At 53.6% G+C, this 16482-nt stretch carries 11 protein-coding genes; 2 read left to right on the forward strand and 9 right to left on the reverse strand.

Annotated elements, in window-relative coordinates:
- Positions 1-115 precede the first annotated feature (115 nt).
- The 4 genes from ABD949_RS19955 to ABD949_RS19970 all read right to left on the reverse strand — a co-directional run bounded on the left by ABD949_RS19955 (position 116) and on the right by ABD949_RS19970 (position 7067).
- Entirely contained in the window at positions 116-1276 is a 1161-nt protein-coding gene (locus ABD949_RS19955) for a methionine aminotransferase (protein ID WP_345246267.1), read from the reverse strand.
- A gap of 107 nt (positions 1277-1383) precedes the next feature.
- On the reverse strand, positions 1384-2841 hold the full coding sequence (locus ABD949_RS19960) for an alanine/glycine:cation symporter family protein (RefSeq protein WP_345246269.1): 1458 nt from the start codon (positions 2839-2841) through the stop codon (positions 1384-1386).
- 183 nt (positions 2842-3024) lie between these two features.
- Positions 3025-4176, reverse strand: a complete 1152-nt coding sequence (locus ABD949_RS19965) for a chromate transporter (RefSeq protein ID WP_345246271.1) — start codon at positions 4174-4176, stop codon at positions 3025-3027.
- Between the two features lie 5 nt (positions 4177-4181).
- On the reverse strand, positions 4182-7067 hold the full coding sequence (locus ABD949_RS19970) for a TonB-dependent receptor (protein WP_345246273.1): 2886 nt from the start codon (positions 7065-7067) through the stop codon (positions 4182-4184).
- Between the two features lie 251 nt (positions 7068-7318).
- Between ABD949_RS19970 and ABD949_RS19975 the strand changes: the two genes are divergently transcribed.
- The gene (locus ABD949_RS19975) at positions 7319-9523 is read left to right on the forward strand and encodes a TonB-dependent receptor (RefSeq protein ID WP_345246275.1); all 2205 of its coding nucleotides are present in this window, start codon (positions 7319-7321) and stop codon (positions 9521-9523) included.
- 92 nt (positions 9524-9615) lie between these two features.
- Here the strand turns inward: ABD949_RS19975 and ABD949_RS19980 are convergent, their stop codons facing one another.
- The 5 genes from ABD949_RS19980 to ABD949_RS20000 form a co-directional block, all read right to left on the reverse strand.
- On the reverse strand, positions 9616-12792 hold the full coding sequence (locus ABD949_RS19980) for a PVC-type heme-binding CxxCH protein (protein ID WP_345246277.1): 3177 nt from the start codon (positions 12790-12792) through the stop codon (positions 9616-9618).
- Between the two features lie 5 nt (positions 12793-12797).
- Complete coding sequence (locus ABD949_RS19985; RefSeq protein WP_345246279.1) at positions 12798-13709, reverse strand: ThuA domain-containing protein; 912 nt, start codon at positions 13707-13709, stop codon at positions 12798-12800.
- Between the two features lie 187 nt (positions 13710-13896).
- Positions 13897-14259 carry a hypothetical protein gene (locus ABD949_RS19990; RefSeq protein WP_345246281.1) on the reverse strand — a complete coding sequence of 121 codons (363 nt, stop codon included), beginning with the start codon at positions 14257-14259 and terminating at the stop codon, positions 13897-13899.
- A gap of 89 nt (positions 14260-14348) precedes the next feature.
- Complete coding sequence (locus tag ABD949_RS19995; protein ID WP_345246283.1) at positions 14349-14792, reverse strand: NfeD family protein; 444 nt, start codon at positions 14790-14792, stop codon at positions 14349-14351.
- Between the two features lie 4 nt (positions 14793-14796).
- Complete coding sequence (locus ABD949_RS20000) at positions 14797-15714, reverse strand: SPFH domain-containing protein (RefSeq protein ID WP_345246285.1); 918 nt, start codon at positions 15712-15714, stop codon at positions 14797-14799.
- A gap of 361 nt (positions 15715-16075) precedes the next feature.
- Here ABD949_RS20000 and ABD949_RS20005 point away from each other — a divergent pair, with 361 nt between their 5' ends.
- On the forward strand, positions 16076-16456 hold the full coding sequence (locus ABD949_RS20005) for a hypothetical protein (protein ID WP_345246287.1): 381 nt from the start codon (positions 16076-16078) through the stop codon (positions 16454-16456).
- Positions 16457-16482: the final 26 nt, after the last annotated feature.

Genomic DNA, 16482 nt, shown 5'->3' on the forward strand with positions numbered 1-16482 from the left:
AGCTAATTCATCGAATCTATGCCGTAGTAAAGCGGGGCAAAAAATATGACAAATTTTATGCCTCAACTCTTGCATAGATCATAGAAATCCGCCCGGCTGCGTCGGGATGACAAGCCTATAACTTAATAAGTCGCTCGCCGGCACGGAGCAGCATCTCGTCGTCCTTGGCGAAACAGAAACGCAGGATGCGGTAATCATCGAGGTTGTGATAAAACACCGATACCGGAATGGAGGCTACGCCAATCTCATGCGTCAACCGGATGGCCAGATCGTAATCAGGCTCGTCGGTAATGGCCGCGTAGGAAACGGTCTGGAAAAAGGTTCCTTCGGCGAGTTTAAAGCGGAATCGGGAGGCTGCTAAAATTTCAGCAAACAGGTCGCGCTTTCGCTGGTAGAAGGCCGACAACGACAGGTAGTGCTCCGGTTCCTGCAGGTACTCCGCCAGGGCCACCTGCATCGGCGTCATCACGCTGAAAGTCACAAACTGGTGAATTTTGCGAAACTCCGCCGTCAGTTCCTTTGGCGCCAGGCAGTAGCCGATCTTCCAACCGGTGGTGTGGAACGTCTTGCCGAATGAGCCGCAGATAAATGTGCGCTCCTGCAACGTTGGGTGCGACATCAGCGAGTGGTAGGCCCGTCCATCAAAGACGATATGCTCGTACACCTCATCAGCCACCAGGTAGATGTCTCGGTCGCGGACCAGATCGGCCAACTGCGTCAGATCATCGGCGGTCCAGACGCGGCCGGTCGGGTTCTGAGGGGTATTGACGATCACCAGTCTGGTACGGTCGGTAATCTTTTCCCGTACCTGCGTCCAGTCCGGTGCATAGTCCGGTGGCGTCATGGTTACATAAACCGGAGTCCCGCCGTTCAGTTCAATGGCCGGTACGTAGCTATCGTAAGCCGGCTCAAAGATAATTACCTCATCGCCGGGCCGCACCACGGTGGTAATGGCGGCAAAAATCGCTTCGGTGGCTCCGGTGGTGACGGTTACCTCAAAATCAGGATGGTAGTCGACGCCGTACACCTCACTGGTTTTGCGGGCGATGGCCTCCCGCAGGACCGGCACACCGGGCATGGGGGCATACTGGTTATGCCCCTGTCGCATGGCCTTATCGACGAGGTCGAGTAATCTGGCGTCGGTATTGAAATTTGGAAAACCCTGAGACAGGTTCAACGCCCCCGTATCGGCGGCCAGCTTCGACATGACGGTGAATATAGTCGTGCCAACGGCAGGCAGTTTGGACGGCAACAGGCCCGTGAATGATGATACCATTATTGTATGTGTTCAGCAGTGGTAGCAGAGACTTCTCCTTTAGAAAGAGCTTGTGTTTATAAGGCGCAAACCTATCTGATTTACCGCCCTGCAACCAATCGATTGTATTATATGCGGCTAACCGATTCTTTGTCCGCCCAGGCTCTCTCCCACTCATCGGCATTCTTGATACCCAGTTCTTTGGGATTGAAGACCGGGTCTTTACCGGCTTTCTTCTGTGCGCTGTAGTCCCTGAGCGCCAGTAGCGCCGGCTTCCTAAGGAGCAGGATAGCGATAATGTTCAGCCAGGCCATCATGCCTACGCCGATATCACCGAGTGTCCAGGCCATAGCCGCCGTTTTTACCGACCCGTAAAAGGTAGAGCCGAGAATTAGTAAACGCAGGCCCCATACCATCCATTTCGGCGTTCCCTTCTGCGTCAGGTAGCTGAGGTTTGTTTCCGCTATATAATAATAAGCCATAATGGTAGTGAAGGCGAAGAAGAACAGCGATATGGCGACGAAACCACCGCCTAATGCCGGAAAGTGCGTATTCACAGCCTGCTGGGTATACTCGCCACCAATGGCCGCACCCGGTATATTCTCGACCAGGAAACCACCGTCGGGATTTTTTACGTTGTATTTTCCCGTAAACAGGATCATAAACGCGGTAGCGGTACACACGAACAGCGTATCAACATACACGGAAAAGGCCTGGACTAGCCCCTGCTTGGCCGGATGGCTCGTTTCGGCCGCAGCAGCCGGGTGCGGGGCGGTTCCCTGTCCGGCTTCATTAGAGTAGATTCCGCGCTTGACGCCCCAGGCCACAGCCATGCCAAATACACCGGCAAAGGCAGGCTCCAGATTGAAAGCAGACCGGATAATGAGGGAGAGGACCGACGGCACCTGCGTAATGTTCAGCAGAATAATGGTAACGGCCATCAGAATGTAAGCGCCGGCCATAAACGGCACCACAATCTCGGCTACCCTCCCAATGCGCTTTACTCCCCCAAAGATGATCAGGGCAATCAACAGTGTAACGGCACCACCGGTGACCGCGACCGGGATGTCAAACGCATTCTTTACTCCGAGGGCAATGCTGTTGCTTTGAACACCGGGCAGAAAGAACGCCGTGCTCAGTACCGTTGCCACGGCAAACACAACGGCATACCATTTAACCCCCAGCCCCTTTTCAATATAAAACGCAGGACCACCACGGTACTGACCATCTTTTACCTGTTTGTAGATCTGGCCCAGGGTAGCCTCAATGAACGCCGACGATGCTCCCAGGAACGCAATGGCCCACATCCAGAAAACCGCGCCCGGTCCCCCCATGGCAATTGCGGTTGCCACCCCGGCTATGTTGCCAGTACCGACGCGTCCTGAAATGGCAATGGCAAACGCTTGAAACGAACTCACTCCTTTGGCTGAAGATTTGCCGCCGAACAGCAGCCGGACCATGTCTTTCAGGTAACGAACCTGTAGAAAGCGGGTGATGATGGAGAAATAGATACCGGCGCCCAGGCAAAGAAAAATTAGCGCATTACTCCAGATGATGTCATTAACGGAATTGACAATGTTTTCCATGCTATCGTTTCGAAGGTTTGCCACCTGCAAAGAGCGGCCTACATGTTCTTAGAGGATCTAGTTGGCTATGAACAATCCCTTAAAGAAACGAAATTTTGCCGTAACTCATGCAGACATAGCAAAAAAGCCCTGTTCCGCTGAATACTACCAACAACATTTGGCGAGGAATCTACCTAAGACATTCTAAACATAACGTAGCAGTAAACCAACCACGGCGGCAGCCCCGATGAGAACCAGCTCGGGCAGCTTTTTGTACCGATATAGTAAGCCAAACGCTATCAGGGCCAGCACCACGGCCGGCCAGTCGGTCAACTGCCGCTTACCCAGCACGATGACGGCTCCGGCAATGGCACCCACCGCCGAGACGGTTACGCCATCAACGAAGGCTTTGATGTCGGGTCGTTTGCCGTATTTTTTAAAATAGGGGGCGGGTAGAATAGTAAACAGGTAACAGGGCAGGAACGTAGCGGTAGCGGCTACGCAGGCGCCGGAAAAACCAGCTACCAGATAGCCAATAAAACCCACCGTGATCACCACCGGCCCCGGTGTAATCATGGCTACCGCAACAGCATCCAGAAATTGCTGCTCGTTGAGCCAGCCAAACTCCTTTACGACACCACCGTACAGAAACGGAACAATGGCCAGCCCGCTACCGAACACAAACGCTCCGGCTTTGGTAAAGAACAGGGCTAATTGCCAGAGCGTGGAGTCTATGGCCGGGAACACTTCCAGCAGGAAAGGTGACAGACTGCCCAGCCGTACCCCTGCCGGTGGCGCTTTCACCAGCCAAACCACTACCCCGGATAGCAGCACCAGCCACAACAGCTCCGACTCTGCCATAAATGTTGCCAATGCCGATAAGGCAAACAGACCCAACAGCAGCGGCTCCTTCCCTACCGTTTTCAGAGTTAGCCGGTACGTACCGATGGCGATAATACCGATAACGGCTGAGCCCACCCCGTAGAAAGCGGCCTGCATCCAGGGCAATCCTCCGAAGTAGATATACGCCCAGCCCAGCGCTACTACCATCAGAAACGAGGGCAGGACAAACGCCAATCCGGTCAGCGTAGCGCCCAGAACGCCGTAATGCACGTAACCCAAGTAAATTCCTAACTGTGCAGCCAATGGCCCTGGAGCCAGCTGCGCAAGCGCCAGGCCCTCCCGGTAATCCTCCTCGCTGATCCACTGGTTCTGCTGCACCAGATCGCGGTGCATATAACCGATCAGCGCCGGCGGACCGCCAAAACCGGTGGCACCCAACCGCAAAAAATAGGTTGCTAACTGCTTCAGCGTATACGGCCGCGTCATCGACGGAACTTGTATATCCGGGTTCATAACACTCAGAATTTAGTCACATCCCAGGTGATTGCCAGGTAGTACAAACCGCCGATCGTCGGGCCGGCTGCATACTGGATATACCGGTTGTTGAACAGGTTGGCACCACCCAGTTTAAAGGTAAGTTGTGGATTCTGTGCCTTGCCAAACGTGGCCCGGTAGGTCACCTGTGCGTCAACTGTCTGGTAAGCCGGCACTACCCCATTAGCCAGCGGACTCTCCCATAAGAAACGGTCCTGCCAGCGCCATACAGCATTGAAGCCTACGCTGTTGCCGCCAGCTGTCTTCACCAGTTCGCGGTTACCCAGGCTGATGTTGGTGACCCACTTTGGCGTGTTGAAGCCGGTTACAAATACATCAGGATTTGCGTTACCCACGATAGTATTGTAATTCAGGTTACCAGTCAGCACGTATTTTTGGAAAAAGTTGTAGGTCAGACCCAGGGCGGCACCGTAACTGTGGTAAGCATTCCGGGCATTGGTGAATACCCGGTAGCGCACCTGATTGGCCCGGTTCAGCATGTCCAGTACAGAAGCTTCCGTGCCGACCCGACCGGATGTCGGTACCGCCACCTCAACCTGACCCAGAAAACCCTGGTAGATGTTGTAATAAACCTCGCCGTCGATAGCCACCCTGTTATTGGCCAGCACGCTCTTGTAACCAGCTTCAAATGAGTTGATGTGCTCAGGTTGTTCGGGAGCCAGATTGGCAATGGCCAGTTTGTCCCGGTTCTTCAAGGCGGCATCGGTCCGGCTCAGGCCAGCGGCTACATCAGCATTGACGGCCGCCAGAAACTGATCGAGCGAGGTCAGCGTATTCGAGTTTTCCAGGAAGCCCAGGCCTTCGTTCACGCGGGCCAGTCCACCTACCCGGCGTACGTTGGTGTTGTTGACAAACGACAGCGCTTCGAATAAGGCCGGAAAACGATAGCCGTTCTGGTACGAGAACCGGATGTTGTGCTTTTCGGATGCCGTGTATACCAGCGCAATCCGGGGATTGAATTTGGGCGTAAATTCCGGATTATTATCGACCCGTAGAGAGGTCGAAATTTTAAGCTTCTCGTCAAAAAACTTCTTCGTCACCAGCGCAAAGGCACCGTACTTTTGATAGATCTGATTAGTACCGCCGGGGGTAGTCCGCTGGTCGATGGGTTTGGAAAAATCCACGAAGTTGTTGCCGTCCGGAATTACCTCATAGCGACGATAATCAGCGCCAACCAGCACCTCGGCAAATTTGACCCGACTGGTCAGGTTATACTGAACATCGGCATGATACGTGTTACTGCGCTGCCAGAGGGCCGCACCACCCGTAGCCGGGGCACTGGAGATGACAGAGCCATGATCCCAGTTATTGATGTGGGTGATGGTGTTCTTTAACGTGTTGAACCCAGCGGTACCCGGTACAACTCGCCCCTGATCGGCTACCTGCCGGGCCAGTTGCATAGCGGTGGGCAGATCGACACCGCTGTTTACCTGATTTTGCAGTTCGGTTCTGAATTTGCCGGCCCAGACGCTGTTGGACGCATGCGTCAGGTCGAGGTTATACGCTAGCGGGTTCAGGTTATAGGAGTTGCCGGTATTCTCGACCAGGGCGTACACCCTGGCAATTACGTTGGTACTCCTGAGTTCGAGCTTGTGGTTCTGGACGGTTACGTCTTTCAACTGAATCTTGTTACCCCGCTGGAAAATACCATCCATCAGCCCAAAGCGGTAGCCGTATGCCAGCTCCACGTTGTCGTTGATGCGGTAGTGCAGGCTGCCGTCGACCTTGAGGTTGCGGACGGTCGGGCTGATCAGATCCCGCTCGTAGTAGCCGGTGCGGCTGACGTTGAAGGTCTCTGTCTTACCCCTGTACTGAATGGCAATGGACGAGCGTGAACTCCGGTCGTCGCCGTAGCGGTTCCACAAATCAGCGGCCGGGTTTATGGCCCCTGACAGTTCCGGGAAGCGGGGATTAGCGCCGGCCAGGTCCTGCGGGTTCTGGTCGATTTGCGTATTGGCAACCCAATCGGTGCCCTGCAGGTAGCTGACGTTTACTTTAAAGGCGAATTTATTATTGAAGGCTTTGGCGATCCGAATAGCTGACTCGGTCAGCAGCGACGGGTTGCGGTCGATACCATCGATGTGGTTGATACCCGTTTTCTGGTAGAGGCTAATGCCCTGGTAGCGGAACGGACTCTTGGTTTGCAGGTTGGCCATCCCGTTGATGGCGTTCATCCCGTACAACGCTGAGGCCGCTCCTGGTGTAATTTCCACGCTTTCGATATCCAGTTCTGTCGGCCCGATGGCATTGCCTAAGGGTACCCCCAGCGTAGCCGCCTGCATATCTACCCCATCGACTAACTGCATAAAACGAAAATTATTCGGGATGTTAAAGCCCCGCGTATTCGGCACTTTAAACGTCAGACTCGAAGTAGTCATCTGCACGCCCTTTACGTTTTCGAGAGCGTCGTAAAAACTGGGTGCGGGGCTTTCTTTCAGCACGCGCATATTAAGCTTTTCAATAGCCACCGGCGATTTCAGCACGTCCTCCTCAATCCGCGAAGCCGTTACCACCACCTCTTTACCCAGAATGGCCTGGGTGTTCAGCGAAACGGAAATTTTGTCGCCGGGGCCCTCGACCACCAGTTCTTTCGGAGCGTAACCGAGTACCTGGAAGACGAGGGTAAATGGAAATTTTACTTTTGTCCGAAGCGCAAACTCACCCTGTTCATTGGTTACGGTACCAGATACCGTGTTTTTGATCAGCACACCCACGCCCGGAATAGGCTGGTGGGTTTCGGTGTCGTCAACTTTACCCGACAGCAGCACTAGTTGATCCTGAGCCAGGGCGGCATGAGACGCAAATATTATAGATGTAAGCGTCAGGAAGGTAAACACCTTAAAATACATATACTCTATAGATTTAATAGGTTTATTTACTAAAAAACAGAGCCAGGTGCTTTGCCTGGCTTTGTGGCTGTAAATCTTTGTTATAAAAATGAATTCGCCAAACGAGATAAGACAAAAAATAACAAAACCAGAAAAGTTTATAAATCTTGCTATAAAAGTAATATAGCTACCTCCTTATCCAGACTAACCTGATAATTTGGAGCCCAGCTTTCTTTTTATTCCTATACATTTGCCGCTTCTATTCACCTGGTATGGTAAGACTACTTTTGCTATTTCTATTTCTGTTTGGCTGGACTAAGTCAGTTGCACAATCGTTGTACAGAGCAGTGGTGAGGGACCGGCAGACCGGCCAACCAGTGCCAGGTACCAGTGCCCGTGTGCTCAACTCAACGTCAGGAGCAACCAGCGATGCAGAAGGTCGCCTAACTTTTAACCTCCCTGAAGGCTCACACATCATTCTTTTTACATCCGTAGGCTATGCTCCTTTACGGGATACGGTTTCGCTTCCAATGACAGAAGAACGCGTTATTTTGCTTCAGACGGAGAATACAGAACTGGAAGAAGTAATCGTTGAGGCTACCCGCGCTAACCGAAGTATCGCCGAGTTACCAACCCGCATTGAAGCCCTGACGGAAGAAATTGACGAGGCATCAACCATGGACCCGGCCAAGATTGCGCATCTGCTGACCCACAGCACTGGTATCCAGGTCCAGCAAACCTCGGCCACGTCCAATACCGCTAATGTGCGGATTCAGGGCCTCGATGGGCGCTACACCCAGATTTTGAAAGATGGTTTTCCGCTCTACGGCGGTTTTTCGGGCAGTCTGAGTATTATGCAGATTCCTCCCCTCGACCTCCGGCAGGTGGAATACATTAAAGGATCTGCCTCTACCCTGTACGGTGGGGGAGCCATTGGGGGATTGATTAACCTTCTCTCCAAAACTCCGAATCAGGAAGAAACCCTCGTTCACCTCAACTACAGTAACGTGGGTGCCCGGGATGCCAATGCTTTCTTATCCCGTCGCTTTGGGAAATGGGGCGTTACGGTGCTGACAAACTTCAACCTGCACAATCCGTTCGACGCCGACAACGATGGCTACACTGATTTGCCAAAGCTCGAGAAGTTCAACTTCAATCCGCGGTTGTTCTTTTATCCCGACGCATCCACCACGATCTACCTGGGTGGTACGTTTACCCGCGAAACCCGCCAGGGTGGCGACCGGGCCGTCTTAAAGGCCGATGAACTAACCTCCGGGCATTTCTACCGTGAAACGAACGAATCGACCCGGTCAACTACCCAATTCAAGTTTGACAGGCGGCTTGGCCAGCAGCAGTGGCTGACGGTGAAAAACAGCCTTAATTTTTTCGACCGGTCACTGGCTATTATTCAGAACCCGGACCTTGACAGGGCCTCTTTTAGCGGCCGGCAAGTTGCCTCTTTTACGGAGTTGTCATACACGTACCGGCCTGAACGGCACAATCTGATTGTTGGTCTTAATTACATCACCGACTCCTTTCGCGAAAATCCGGTCAGACATAGTCGTCCCCGTAACGAATATCATTATACAGCCGGCCTGTTTGTCAACCACTTGTGGGATGCGGCCCGCTGGCTATCCCTGGAGAGTGGCTTACGGGTAGACCACAATCAAAATCGTTCGGCTCTGGGCAAAGGCAATCCTGAGTGGCTGACTCTCCCCAGGCTAAATGCTCTTTTCAAACTGTCGTCAAAGTTCAGCAGCCGGCTTGGCGGGGGCTTCGGATATCGTCAGCCTACGGTATTCAACCAGGAGGCCGAACTGCTGGGCTATCAAAACGTGCTGCCCGTCGATTACTCGTCAGCGAAAGCAGAGCGGTCGGTCGGCGGCAACGTAGATGTTACCTTCCGGCACCCCTTTAGCGAGACCGTCATTCTCAACATTAATCAGCTATTCTTTTACAACCGGATTCAGAATCCCCTGCAGCTAATGGCCCTTCCCGCAACGGGTACGTTGCAGTTCCAGAACAGGAACGGGTATATCGAAAGCCGTGGCTTCGAAACCCAGATGAAGCTATTCGTCGGCAGTTTCACCTGGTTTGTGGGTTATACGTTCACCCGGGCGAATCTGCTCACCGGCGCAAGCCGGGAAGAAGTACCGCTCACGCCCCGGCACAGCGTGAAAGGTGACCTGTTGTTTGCCCTGCCGGATAAGTGGCGCATTGGCTGGGATTACGAACTGAAGAGTTCACAACTCCTCTCTTCCGGCCGGCGGGTCCGTCCCCTGTTCACCAGCGGCTTAGTGGTCGAACGGACAATCCGGAACTTTGTCTTGTTCGTCAACTTCGAAAACTTTGGCGATGTTCGCCAGACCCGGTACGAGAGTCTGCGGTCAGCACCGTACAATACGCCCCAGTTTACCGAAGTATGGGCACCCCTCGACGGATTTGTCTGGAATACGGGTATTAAGCTGAAGTTGTGAGCAGAACACACAAAACCCTGCTGATCTATCTCCCTGCTGTTAAATGAAAAAGGCCGGCAAGTACCGGCCTTTTTCATTTAACAGTAATTCATTTACTTTTCCATCGGATGCTCTTTCAGCAACTGCTCCGGTGAGTAAAAGTCTTTCTTGCTCTCTACCTCGGCTCTTACTTTTTTGACTTGCTCGGGCAAAATCGCCGGGGCCTGGTTACCGAAGGAATTCCGTACGTAGGTCAACACTGCAGCTACCTCTTTGTCGTTGAGCAGCCCCCCGTAAGGCGTCATCGGCACCTGCCCCGGATAAGTTACACCATTGACTTCAATGGGGCCCAGCAGCCCTTTCAGAACGATTTTGATTAATCGTTCTTCGTTACCCTGCACCCATTTAGTCCCGGTAAGGGGCGGAAAGCCGGAAGCCGACAAGCCCCGTCCATCGGGCTGGTGACAGGTGATGCAGTAGCCTTCTTTGGCAAAAATCTCCCGGCCCAGTGTATGGAGCTCCAGTTCGGCTCCTTTCAAATTCGACGTAACGGCTACCTCCTTCACCTTCTTCACCGGCTCCCCTTTCAGGTGTGCTTCGGCGGCTTCGTACGCGTGAATCATCCACTCATCCAGCGGCTTTTTCCGGGCCTCAGCCAGAATAGGCAATCCCTTTTCTTTACCAATCCAGGAAGCAGCTACAACAGCGGCCAACCGGACCCGGCCGTGGTCGTCCCGTACGGCCTGCATGAGCAGATCGGCTTGGTCGGCTACCTGATGGCCGGTATACCGCACCACCTGCGCAGCAGCCGCCCGCACCCGGTAATCCTGAGCCTTCAGCAATTGCCGCAGCAGTTTCTGATCCACTTTGTTCAGGCCCCAGCTCACCCACAAGCCTTCCAGCAGATGATGCTCGTAGCGCGGGTCATTTTTATCCAGCTTCGTCACCCAGGTAGTCAGCTTCGACAGCACCTCGTTGGCATTCCGCCCCCGAAGTTCACGCCGGGTGCGGTAGCGGGTCCGGTATTCCGGCAGTTTCAGGTTGTCCAGCAGTTGTTCGATAGGGGCACCGTCAATCTTAGCCGGTGTCACCAGCGGCCGCGACGGGTAGGTAATCCGGTATATCCGCCCGTGAACATGGTCACGCAGTGGGTCACGTGCGTTGTGCTGCATATGGCCAATCAGAATATTATGCCAGTCAATGAGGTATAGCGAACCGTCCGGGGCAAATTCCATGTCTACCGGCCGGAAGTTGCGGTCATCGCTCACGACCAGATCCATGCGGTGCTTACTGGTATAGCCCGTTCCCTCATCGGTTAAGGTATGCATTTTGGTACCCAGGAACCCGATGGTATTATTAATCAGAAAATCGCCCTGTACCTCATCCGGAAAGTGGCGGCTGGAAACAACTTCCAGGCCCGACGTTGGCCGTACGCGGTGAGCGTCTTCAATCAGTTGCTTCGACTTATGCGTCGATTCGCCGTAGCGTGGCAGTACCGAGCCGGGCAGCATCCAGCGAAAATCGGGGCTGGATGTTTCGGCAAAGAAGGGCTGCCCCCACTCATCCACCATGATTCCCCAGGGGTTCGGGATAGCCAGTTGCGCTGTCCGCTCCAGTTTTCGGAGTTGTGGGCTATAGCGGTAAAAGCCGCCGTTGGTCGCCCGCACTGGCCCGTAAGGGGTTTCTACGTTGGTATGCAGGAAAACGCCTTCACCGGTGTAGATTGCGCCGGACGGATCGGCGGTAAACGCACTACTGTTGTGGTGGGTATCGTGGTCGTCGAAGCCGCTCAGCAGAATTTCGCTTTTGTCGGCCCGATCATCGCCGTCGGTATCCGTGAAGAGCTTGAGGTTTGTGCCCTGGGAAACATAAACACCTTCGGGGGCAAGCTCAAAGCCCAACGGCAAATGCAGGCCCTCCACAAATACCGTTTGTTTATCAGCCTTCCCATCACCATTCGTGTCTTCCAGAATCAGGATTTTGTCGTTGGGCCGGGCATCACCCGGTTTATAGTGCGGGTAACTGGGCATAACGGCCACCCACAGCCGGCCCCTGTTGTCAAAGGACATCTGCACCGGGTTAGCCAGGTCCGTAAACTCCCGCTCAGACGCAAACAGCTCAATTTTATAGCCCGGCGCTACGGTAAATTTATCAAGGGCGTCCTGTCCATAAAGATAGGTCAGGCTGCCATTTTTCTGGGGGTTAAAGTTGGTTTTTACCTCGGGCAACGGCCGGGTCCGCAGATCGGCAGCCGCCAGGTCCATCTTCTGCCCTTTGGATGCGGCCAGCCAGATGGCCGTATCCCGAATGGCCGTTAATTGACGGATTTTCTCAATTTCGGCCGGGTAGTTGTCCGGCCCAAACGGGTTGTACCGGCGGCCATACGCGTGTACGCCATTCGGAATTTTATAGTCGTTGTGCCACATCCAGTTCTTCTCCAGCACAGCTTCCTGTACCAGCTTCCGGTTCTTCTGCGCTTTGGCGGGCACCTTGCCAAATACCTGATCGGCCAGCAACACGCCCAGTTTCCGGTAGCCTTCGTCTGTGAGCTGAAAGCCGTCTATGGTCAGCAATTCCTTACTGGCGGCATACCACTGCTGAGAAGGGGTGAATGCATCGACAAACAACACTTTGTTTTTGTCGGCCACTTCCTTCATAGCCTTCGTATACAAAGCCAGGTTCTCGTTTTCTTTTTTACCGTTCGGCAGGTCATAGCGATCCGACAGGTCTTCAAACGCAATTGGTGAGATCAGGGCCAGTTGGGGAGGTTTGCTGCCGTTGTAGGTCTGGCTCAGCGTGTGTTTGACAAAGGCTTCCAGTTCAGCCTTATAGTTATCGAGTCCGGCCTTACCCTGAAATGACTCGTTATAGCCGAAAAAGGCCAGAATAACATCGGCCTTAAGTCGGGTAAGCCACTGGTCGGGTGTTTCAAAATGACCCTCGCTGTCGGAGTTGGTGGCCAGTTCCGTCTGAAATTTTTCGGCTCCGGGAAACGCCCAGGGTGAGAACCGGCTGGCGTGGGGCCGGAAGCCGGGCGTATCGCCCCCGTCGCACATATTGCGGATATAAAGCATATGCTCCGGATACCGCACCTGCAGCTCGGTCTCAAAATGCCCATAGTTCATCATGCGGGAGCCCAGGTTGTTGCCGACCAGCATGATACGGGCACCCTTATCGGGTGTCAGTGACTGAACCCCATTCGTTCGAAAGGCGCTAAAACAAACCGGAAGAAGGATAATTACGATAAGCAGCCATCGGAGGCTGCTCTTTCCACGAAAAAAGGATTTCATAGGGCTCAGGCTTTTTCGTGCTGATCGTATTTAATATCAATGCCTACATTCCCCTTCCACTTTTTGGGTACAGGCTTGCCAAGTTCCCAGTGAATAGCGTTGATGACCAGTCGCTGCACGGCTTCGACCTTAAAATCTTCGGGATGCCCCAACGTGGTCAGAAACGTTTTACCGCCCCACTCGTTCTGCCAGGTCCAGGCCACCGGGTTATCCACAGCTGCTTTGTCCGGGTTAACGGCCTTGCCCATCAGCAGCGGAACGGCTCCTTTAGGCGGGTAATTGGGCAGGACATGGTACAGCCACGAGGGCACATGAAAAGCGGGGGTGACCCCCGTCAAAATCGGGTGTTTAGCCGCTTGCGGAATGACCGACACGTCGGTGGTGCTTTTGTGCCCGTAGTGGGTATGTTTGGCAGGACCGCCCCAGCCCGGCGGACTTCCAAAGGCAAATTCGCCGAATGCATTCCAGCGCCGGCGTTCGTCTCCTTCCGGGTAGTTGAAGGCGTGGGTGGTGGTTCGGAAACCCATTGCGGGCTTACCGGATTTCAGATAATCTTCAATGTATTGCAACTGCTCTTTGGGCAGCAGCCGCCAGCGCAGAAAAAAGACCGCCAGGTCGGCCTCGCGCAGCGCTTCCAGACCAGGAATGTCTTTTTCCCCGTTGTGGTCGGGGGTAGATTTCAGCACTTTGGTCCGCATGCCGTAGTTCTTCTCCAATTCGGCGGCAAACAGGGGCATGGTCAGCTCACTGCTGTATTCATGGTCGCCGGTGACAAAAACCACCAGCGGCTTTTCGGCTTTACGCTGGGCCGACGGACTTGGATTGGCCAGGGCGGCAGCTTTGGCGAGTCCCAGCAGACTGGTTACACCAAGTAAACCCGAAGCCTGCTGCAGGAATAGTCTACGTTTTGATCTCATAGAAGGTTACGAACGGATGCGTCTCCGGTGCGGGTCGTCCGGAGTCATGGTATGTTTGGCTGCTTTTTACAATAAAAGAAGTTAAAGGGTTAGCCTTACCCGGTTGGCTGGAACTATTTATCGGGAGAACAGGGTTCGCTTTACTTTCTGTAAGACGGTTGCCGTTGAGCCAGTCCTGCTTACCGGCTTAATGAGGGACCGTTGTTCTGCCCGCCCGCCGGTAGTGCAAAACGGACCCCACCAGATACCCAAGCGAGGCCAGCGCATAGGCCAGCGGTAAGGCTTTTTTGCCATCTGAGAAATACAGGCCACTAATAATCGCCAGCACCACAAATTCGGCGAAGAAAACAAAGGAGTCGAAACTCCGGAAATAACGGGCTAGCCGGTGATGAAAAATGGTAATCAGAAGCACCACCACCCCAATGAGCAGGATGATATAGCCCATCGTGAGGTGGTGATGATCAATTTTATCGACGCCTTTGGCTATAATAATAAAACCAGCCAGGGCGTGTGCCAATTGCTTCTTACGTTCTGCTCTAGAAACCGCCATTAAATAGCTGTGATTAGTAAGGCTTTACCTGATAAAGCGTAAAGCAGGTGGTATTTACTATTTATATGGGTCGGTAAACCGGCTACACTTTATAAGTCAGCATCGACGATGAGCCGGATGCCGTCCAGTTGCCGGATGATAACCGACGCGCCCTCGGCAATGGTCTGGCCGGTACGGGAGCGGGCAATCCACTCAGCTCCCCGGTAAAAAATCCGGCCTTCGCCGTTAGCCGGAATCGTCAGCGTCACTTTGGCTCTGTCGCCTATGTACTCCACGTAATCCGTTGACCGTTTGCGGCCATCGAACCAGCGCCGGGCCGACTGGCGGAAAGCCACCAGCGTCACGATCGAGATGATAGAAAAGCAGAGCAACTGGCTGTTCAGTTCCGGGGTCAGCCCCATCCAGGAAGCCAAAGCGGTTATCAGCGCTGCGGTGCCCAGAAAAGCGAAGAAGAAGGAGACCGTCAGCAGTTCGATGATCAGAAAGACCAGGCCCATGACGGCCCAGAATTCGGGTAAGGTTAGAAAATCCATATTGTTACTGCGCTTTTTCCTGATGTTTTACCACTGTCATGGCTGATGTGATGATGGACGCTAAATCGCCGAAGTTTGCCGGCAGAATCAGCGTGTTGTTGGTCTTCGCCAGTTTACCAAACTGATCGACCAGTTGCTCGGCCACCCGAAGCTGCACGGCGTCCAGACCGCCCCGCTGCTGAATGGCTTCGGCTACCTTCCGGATGCTTTCGGCGGTAGCATCGGCTACCGTGATAATGGCCTCCGCTTCACCGGCAGCTTCGTTGATCTGCCGGAGCCGGATCCCTTCCGATTCCAGCACGACTTTCTGCTTCTGCCCTTCGGCCAGGTTAATAGCCGATTGCTTCTCCCCTTCCGATTGCAGAATGACGGCCCGCTTCTCGCGCTCGGCCTGCATCTGCTTTTCCATTGCGTTCAGTACCGTCTGCGGGGGCGTAATATTCTTGATTTCGTAGCGCAGTACCTTTACCCCCCAGCTGATGGCCGCTTCGTCGATCGACTGAACAACGGCCCGGTTGATGGTCATGCGCTCCTCAAACGTTTTATCAAGCTCAATTTTACCAATCTCACTCCGCATGGTCGTCTGCGACAGCTGACTTACGGCAAAGCGGTAATCAGCGATCCCATAAGAGGCTTTCTGCGGATCAACCACCTGAATAAAGATAACGCCGTCGACCCGCACCTGCACGTTATCACGGGTAATACAGATCTGTTCGGGTATATCCAGAGCCGCTTCTTTCAGGCTGTGTTTGTACGCTACCCGGTCGAAGAAGGGAATGATGAAATTGATACCTGGCTGCAGCACGGCGTAAAATTTTCCCAGGCGCTCGGCAACGTAGGCCGTTTGCTGCGGCACCACCTTAACAGTCATAAAAACAAACAGCAGCGCCAGAATCGCAATGGTTAAGAATACGTAAAACATAGTTCGGAAGGTAGTAAACAGGTGATTAATGAAGGAAATTTGGCGTAAAAAGCCGTATAGTACAACATTTATCAGGATAAGCAGAAAAAAGATCCAATAGAAGGCCGCCGGACCTGATGAACGGAACGGAATTAGTAGCCAATTAGGTACTGATAATCAAAGGCTTGTAAATCGTATTAAGTACTGACAGGGGCTTCAGGTCCGGGCCGGCGGTGGACATTACACCGATGCCCAGGCGCACTTGCCGGACCAGCGCGAACCGAATAATAAACCTCTCGTCCTACCTTTACTGGTATAAGTAATAAATCTTAGGGATTGACTTTACTAAAGAAGTACAAATCAGTACCTTTAGGCCATGGTTATGGTAGCACTTTTAGGGGTTCTGGCAGTAGGCATCATCAGCTTCCTGATTGGTCTGGCCTGGGGGCAGCAGATGCAGAATCATGATGCTTCAGAATCAGACGTTTTCCTTCCCCGGAATACACCATCCTTTCACAAAGGCAGCGCCAGTGCACCACTGTTGCCGCTGACCCAGGAGCCCGAGCAGCCGGTCCTGTTTCCGCAACCTACCGAATGGGCCGACTATCTGCTGCCCAAGCCGCCTACCAACCGCGATCTTATTGAGCAGGAGTTGGATTACGTGCTCTCCCTCTACCAGCAGGGCAAACTCTCCGAAGAAGACTACCTCGCCCAGGCCGACGCGCTGATTGATCAACTGGCCGACGCTATTCGTCCCGCCTGAGGCCGGGGCAAAAAAATAGGCCGGCT

It is taken from the genome of Nibrella saemangeumensis, from assembly GCF_039541915.1.
Taxonomy (GTDB): Bacteria; Bacteroidota; Bacteroidia; order Cytophagales; family Spirosomataceae; genus Nibrella; species Nibrella saemangeumensis.

What these genes read in the sequence shown, in the direction of transcription:
- ABD949_RS19965 (WP_345246271.1), bottom strand. Translation starts at nt 4,176, where the DNA reads ATGAACCCGGATATACAAGTTCCGTCGATGACGCGGCCGTATACGCTG.
- ABD949_RS19975 (WP_345246275.1), top strand. Translation starts at nt 7,319, where the DNA reads ATGGTAAGACTACTTTTGCTATTTCTATTTCTGTTTGGCTGGACTAAG.
- ABD949_RS20005 (WP_345246287.1), top strand. Translation starts at nt 16,076, where the DNA reads ATGGTAGCACTTTTAGGGGTTCTGGCAGTAGGCATCATCAGCTTCCTG.
- ABD949_RS19985 (WP_345246279.1), bottom strand. Translation starts at nt 13,709, where the DNA reads ATGAGATCAAAACGTAGACTATTCCTGCAGCAGGCTTCGGGTTTACTT.
- ABD949_RS19995 (WP_345246283.1), bottom strand. Translation starts at nt 14,792, where the DNA reads ATGGATTTTCTAACCTTACCCGAATTCTGGGCCGTCATGGGCCTGGTC.
- ABD949_RS20000 (WP_345246285.1), bottom strand. Translation starts at nt 15,714, where the DNA reads ATGTTTTACGTATTCTTAACCATTGCGATTCTGGCGCTGCTGTTTGTT.
- ABD949_RS19960 (WP_345246269.1), bottom strand. Translation starts at nt 2,841, where the DNA reads ATGGAAAACATTGTCAATTCCGTTAATGACATCATCTGGAGTAATGCG.
- ABD949_RS19990 (WP_345246281.1), bottom strand. Translation starts at nt 14,259, where the DNA reads ATGGCGGTTTCTAGAGCAGAACGTAAGAAGCAATTGGCACACGCCCTG.
- ABD949_RS19970 (WP_345246273.1), bottom strand. Translation starts at nt 7,067, where the DNA reads ATGTATTTTAAGGTGTTTACCTTCCTGACGCTTACATCTATAATATTT.
- ABD949_RS19955 (WP_345246267.1), bottom strand. Translation starts at nt 1,276, where the DNA reads ATGGTATCATCATTCACGGGCCTGTTGCCGTCCAAACTGCCTGCCGTT.
- ABD949_RS19980 (WP_345246277.1), bottom strand. Translation starts at nt 12,792, where the DNA reads ATGAAATCCTTTTTTCGTGGAAAGAGCAGCCTCCGATGGCTGCTTATC.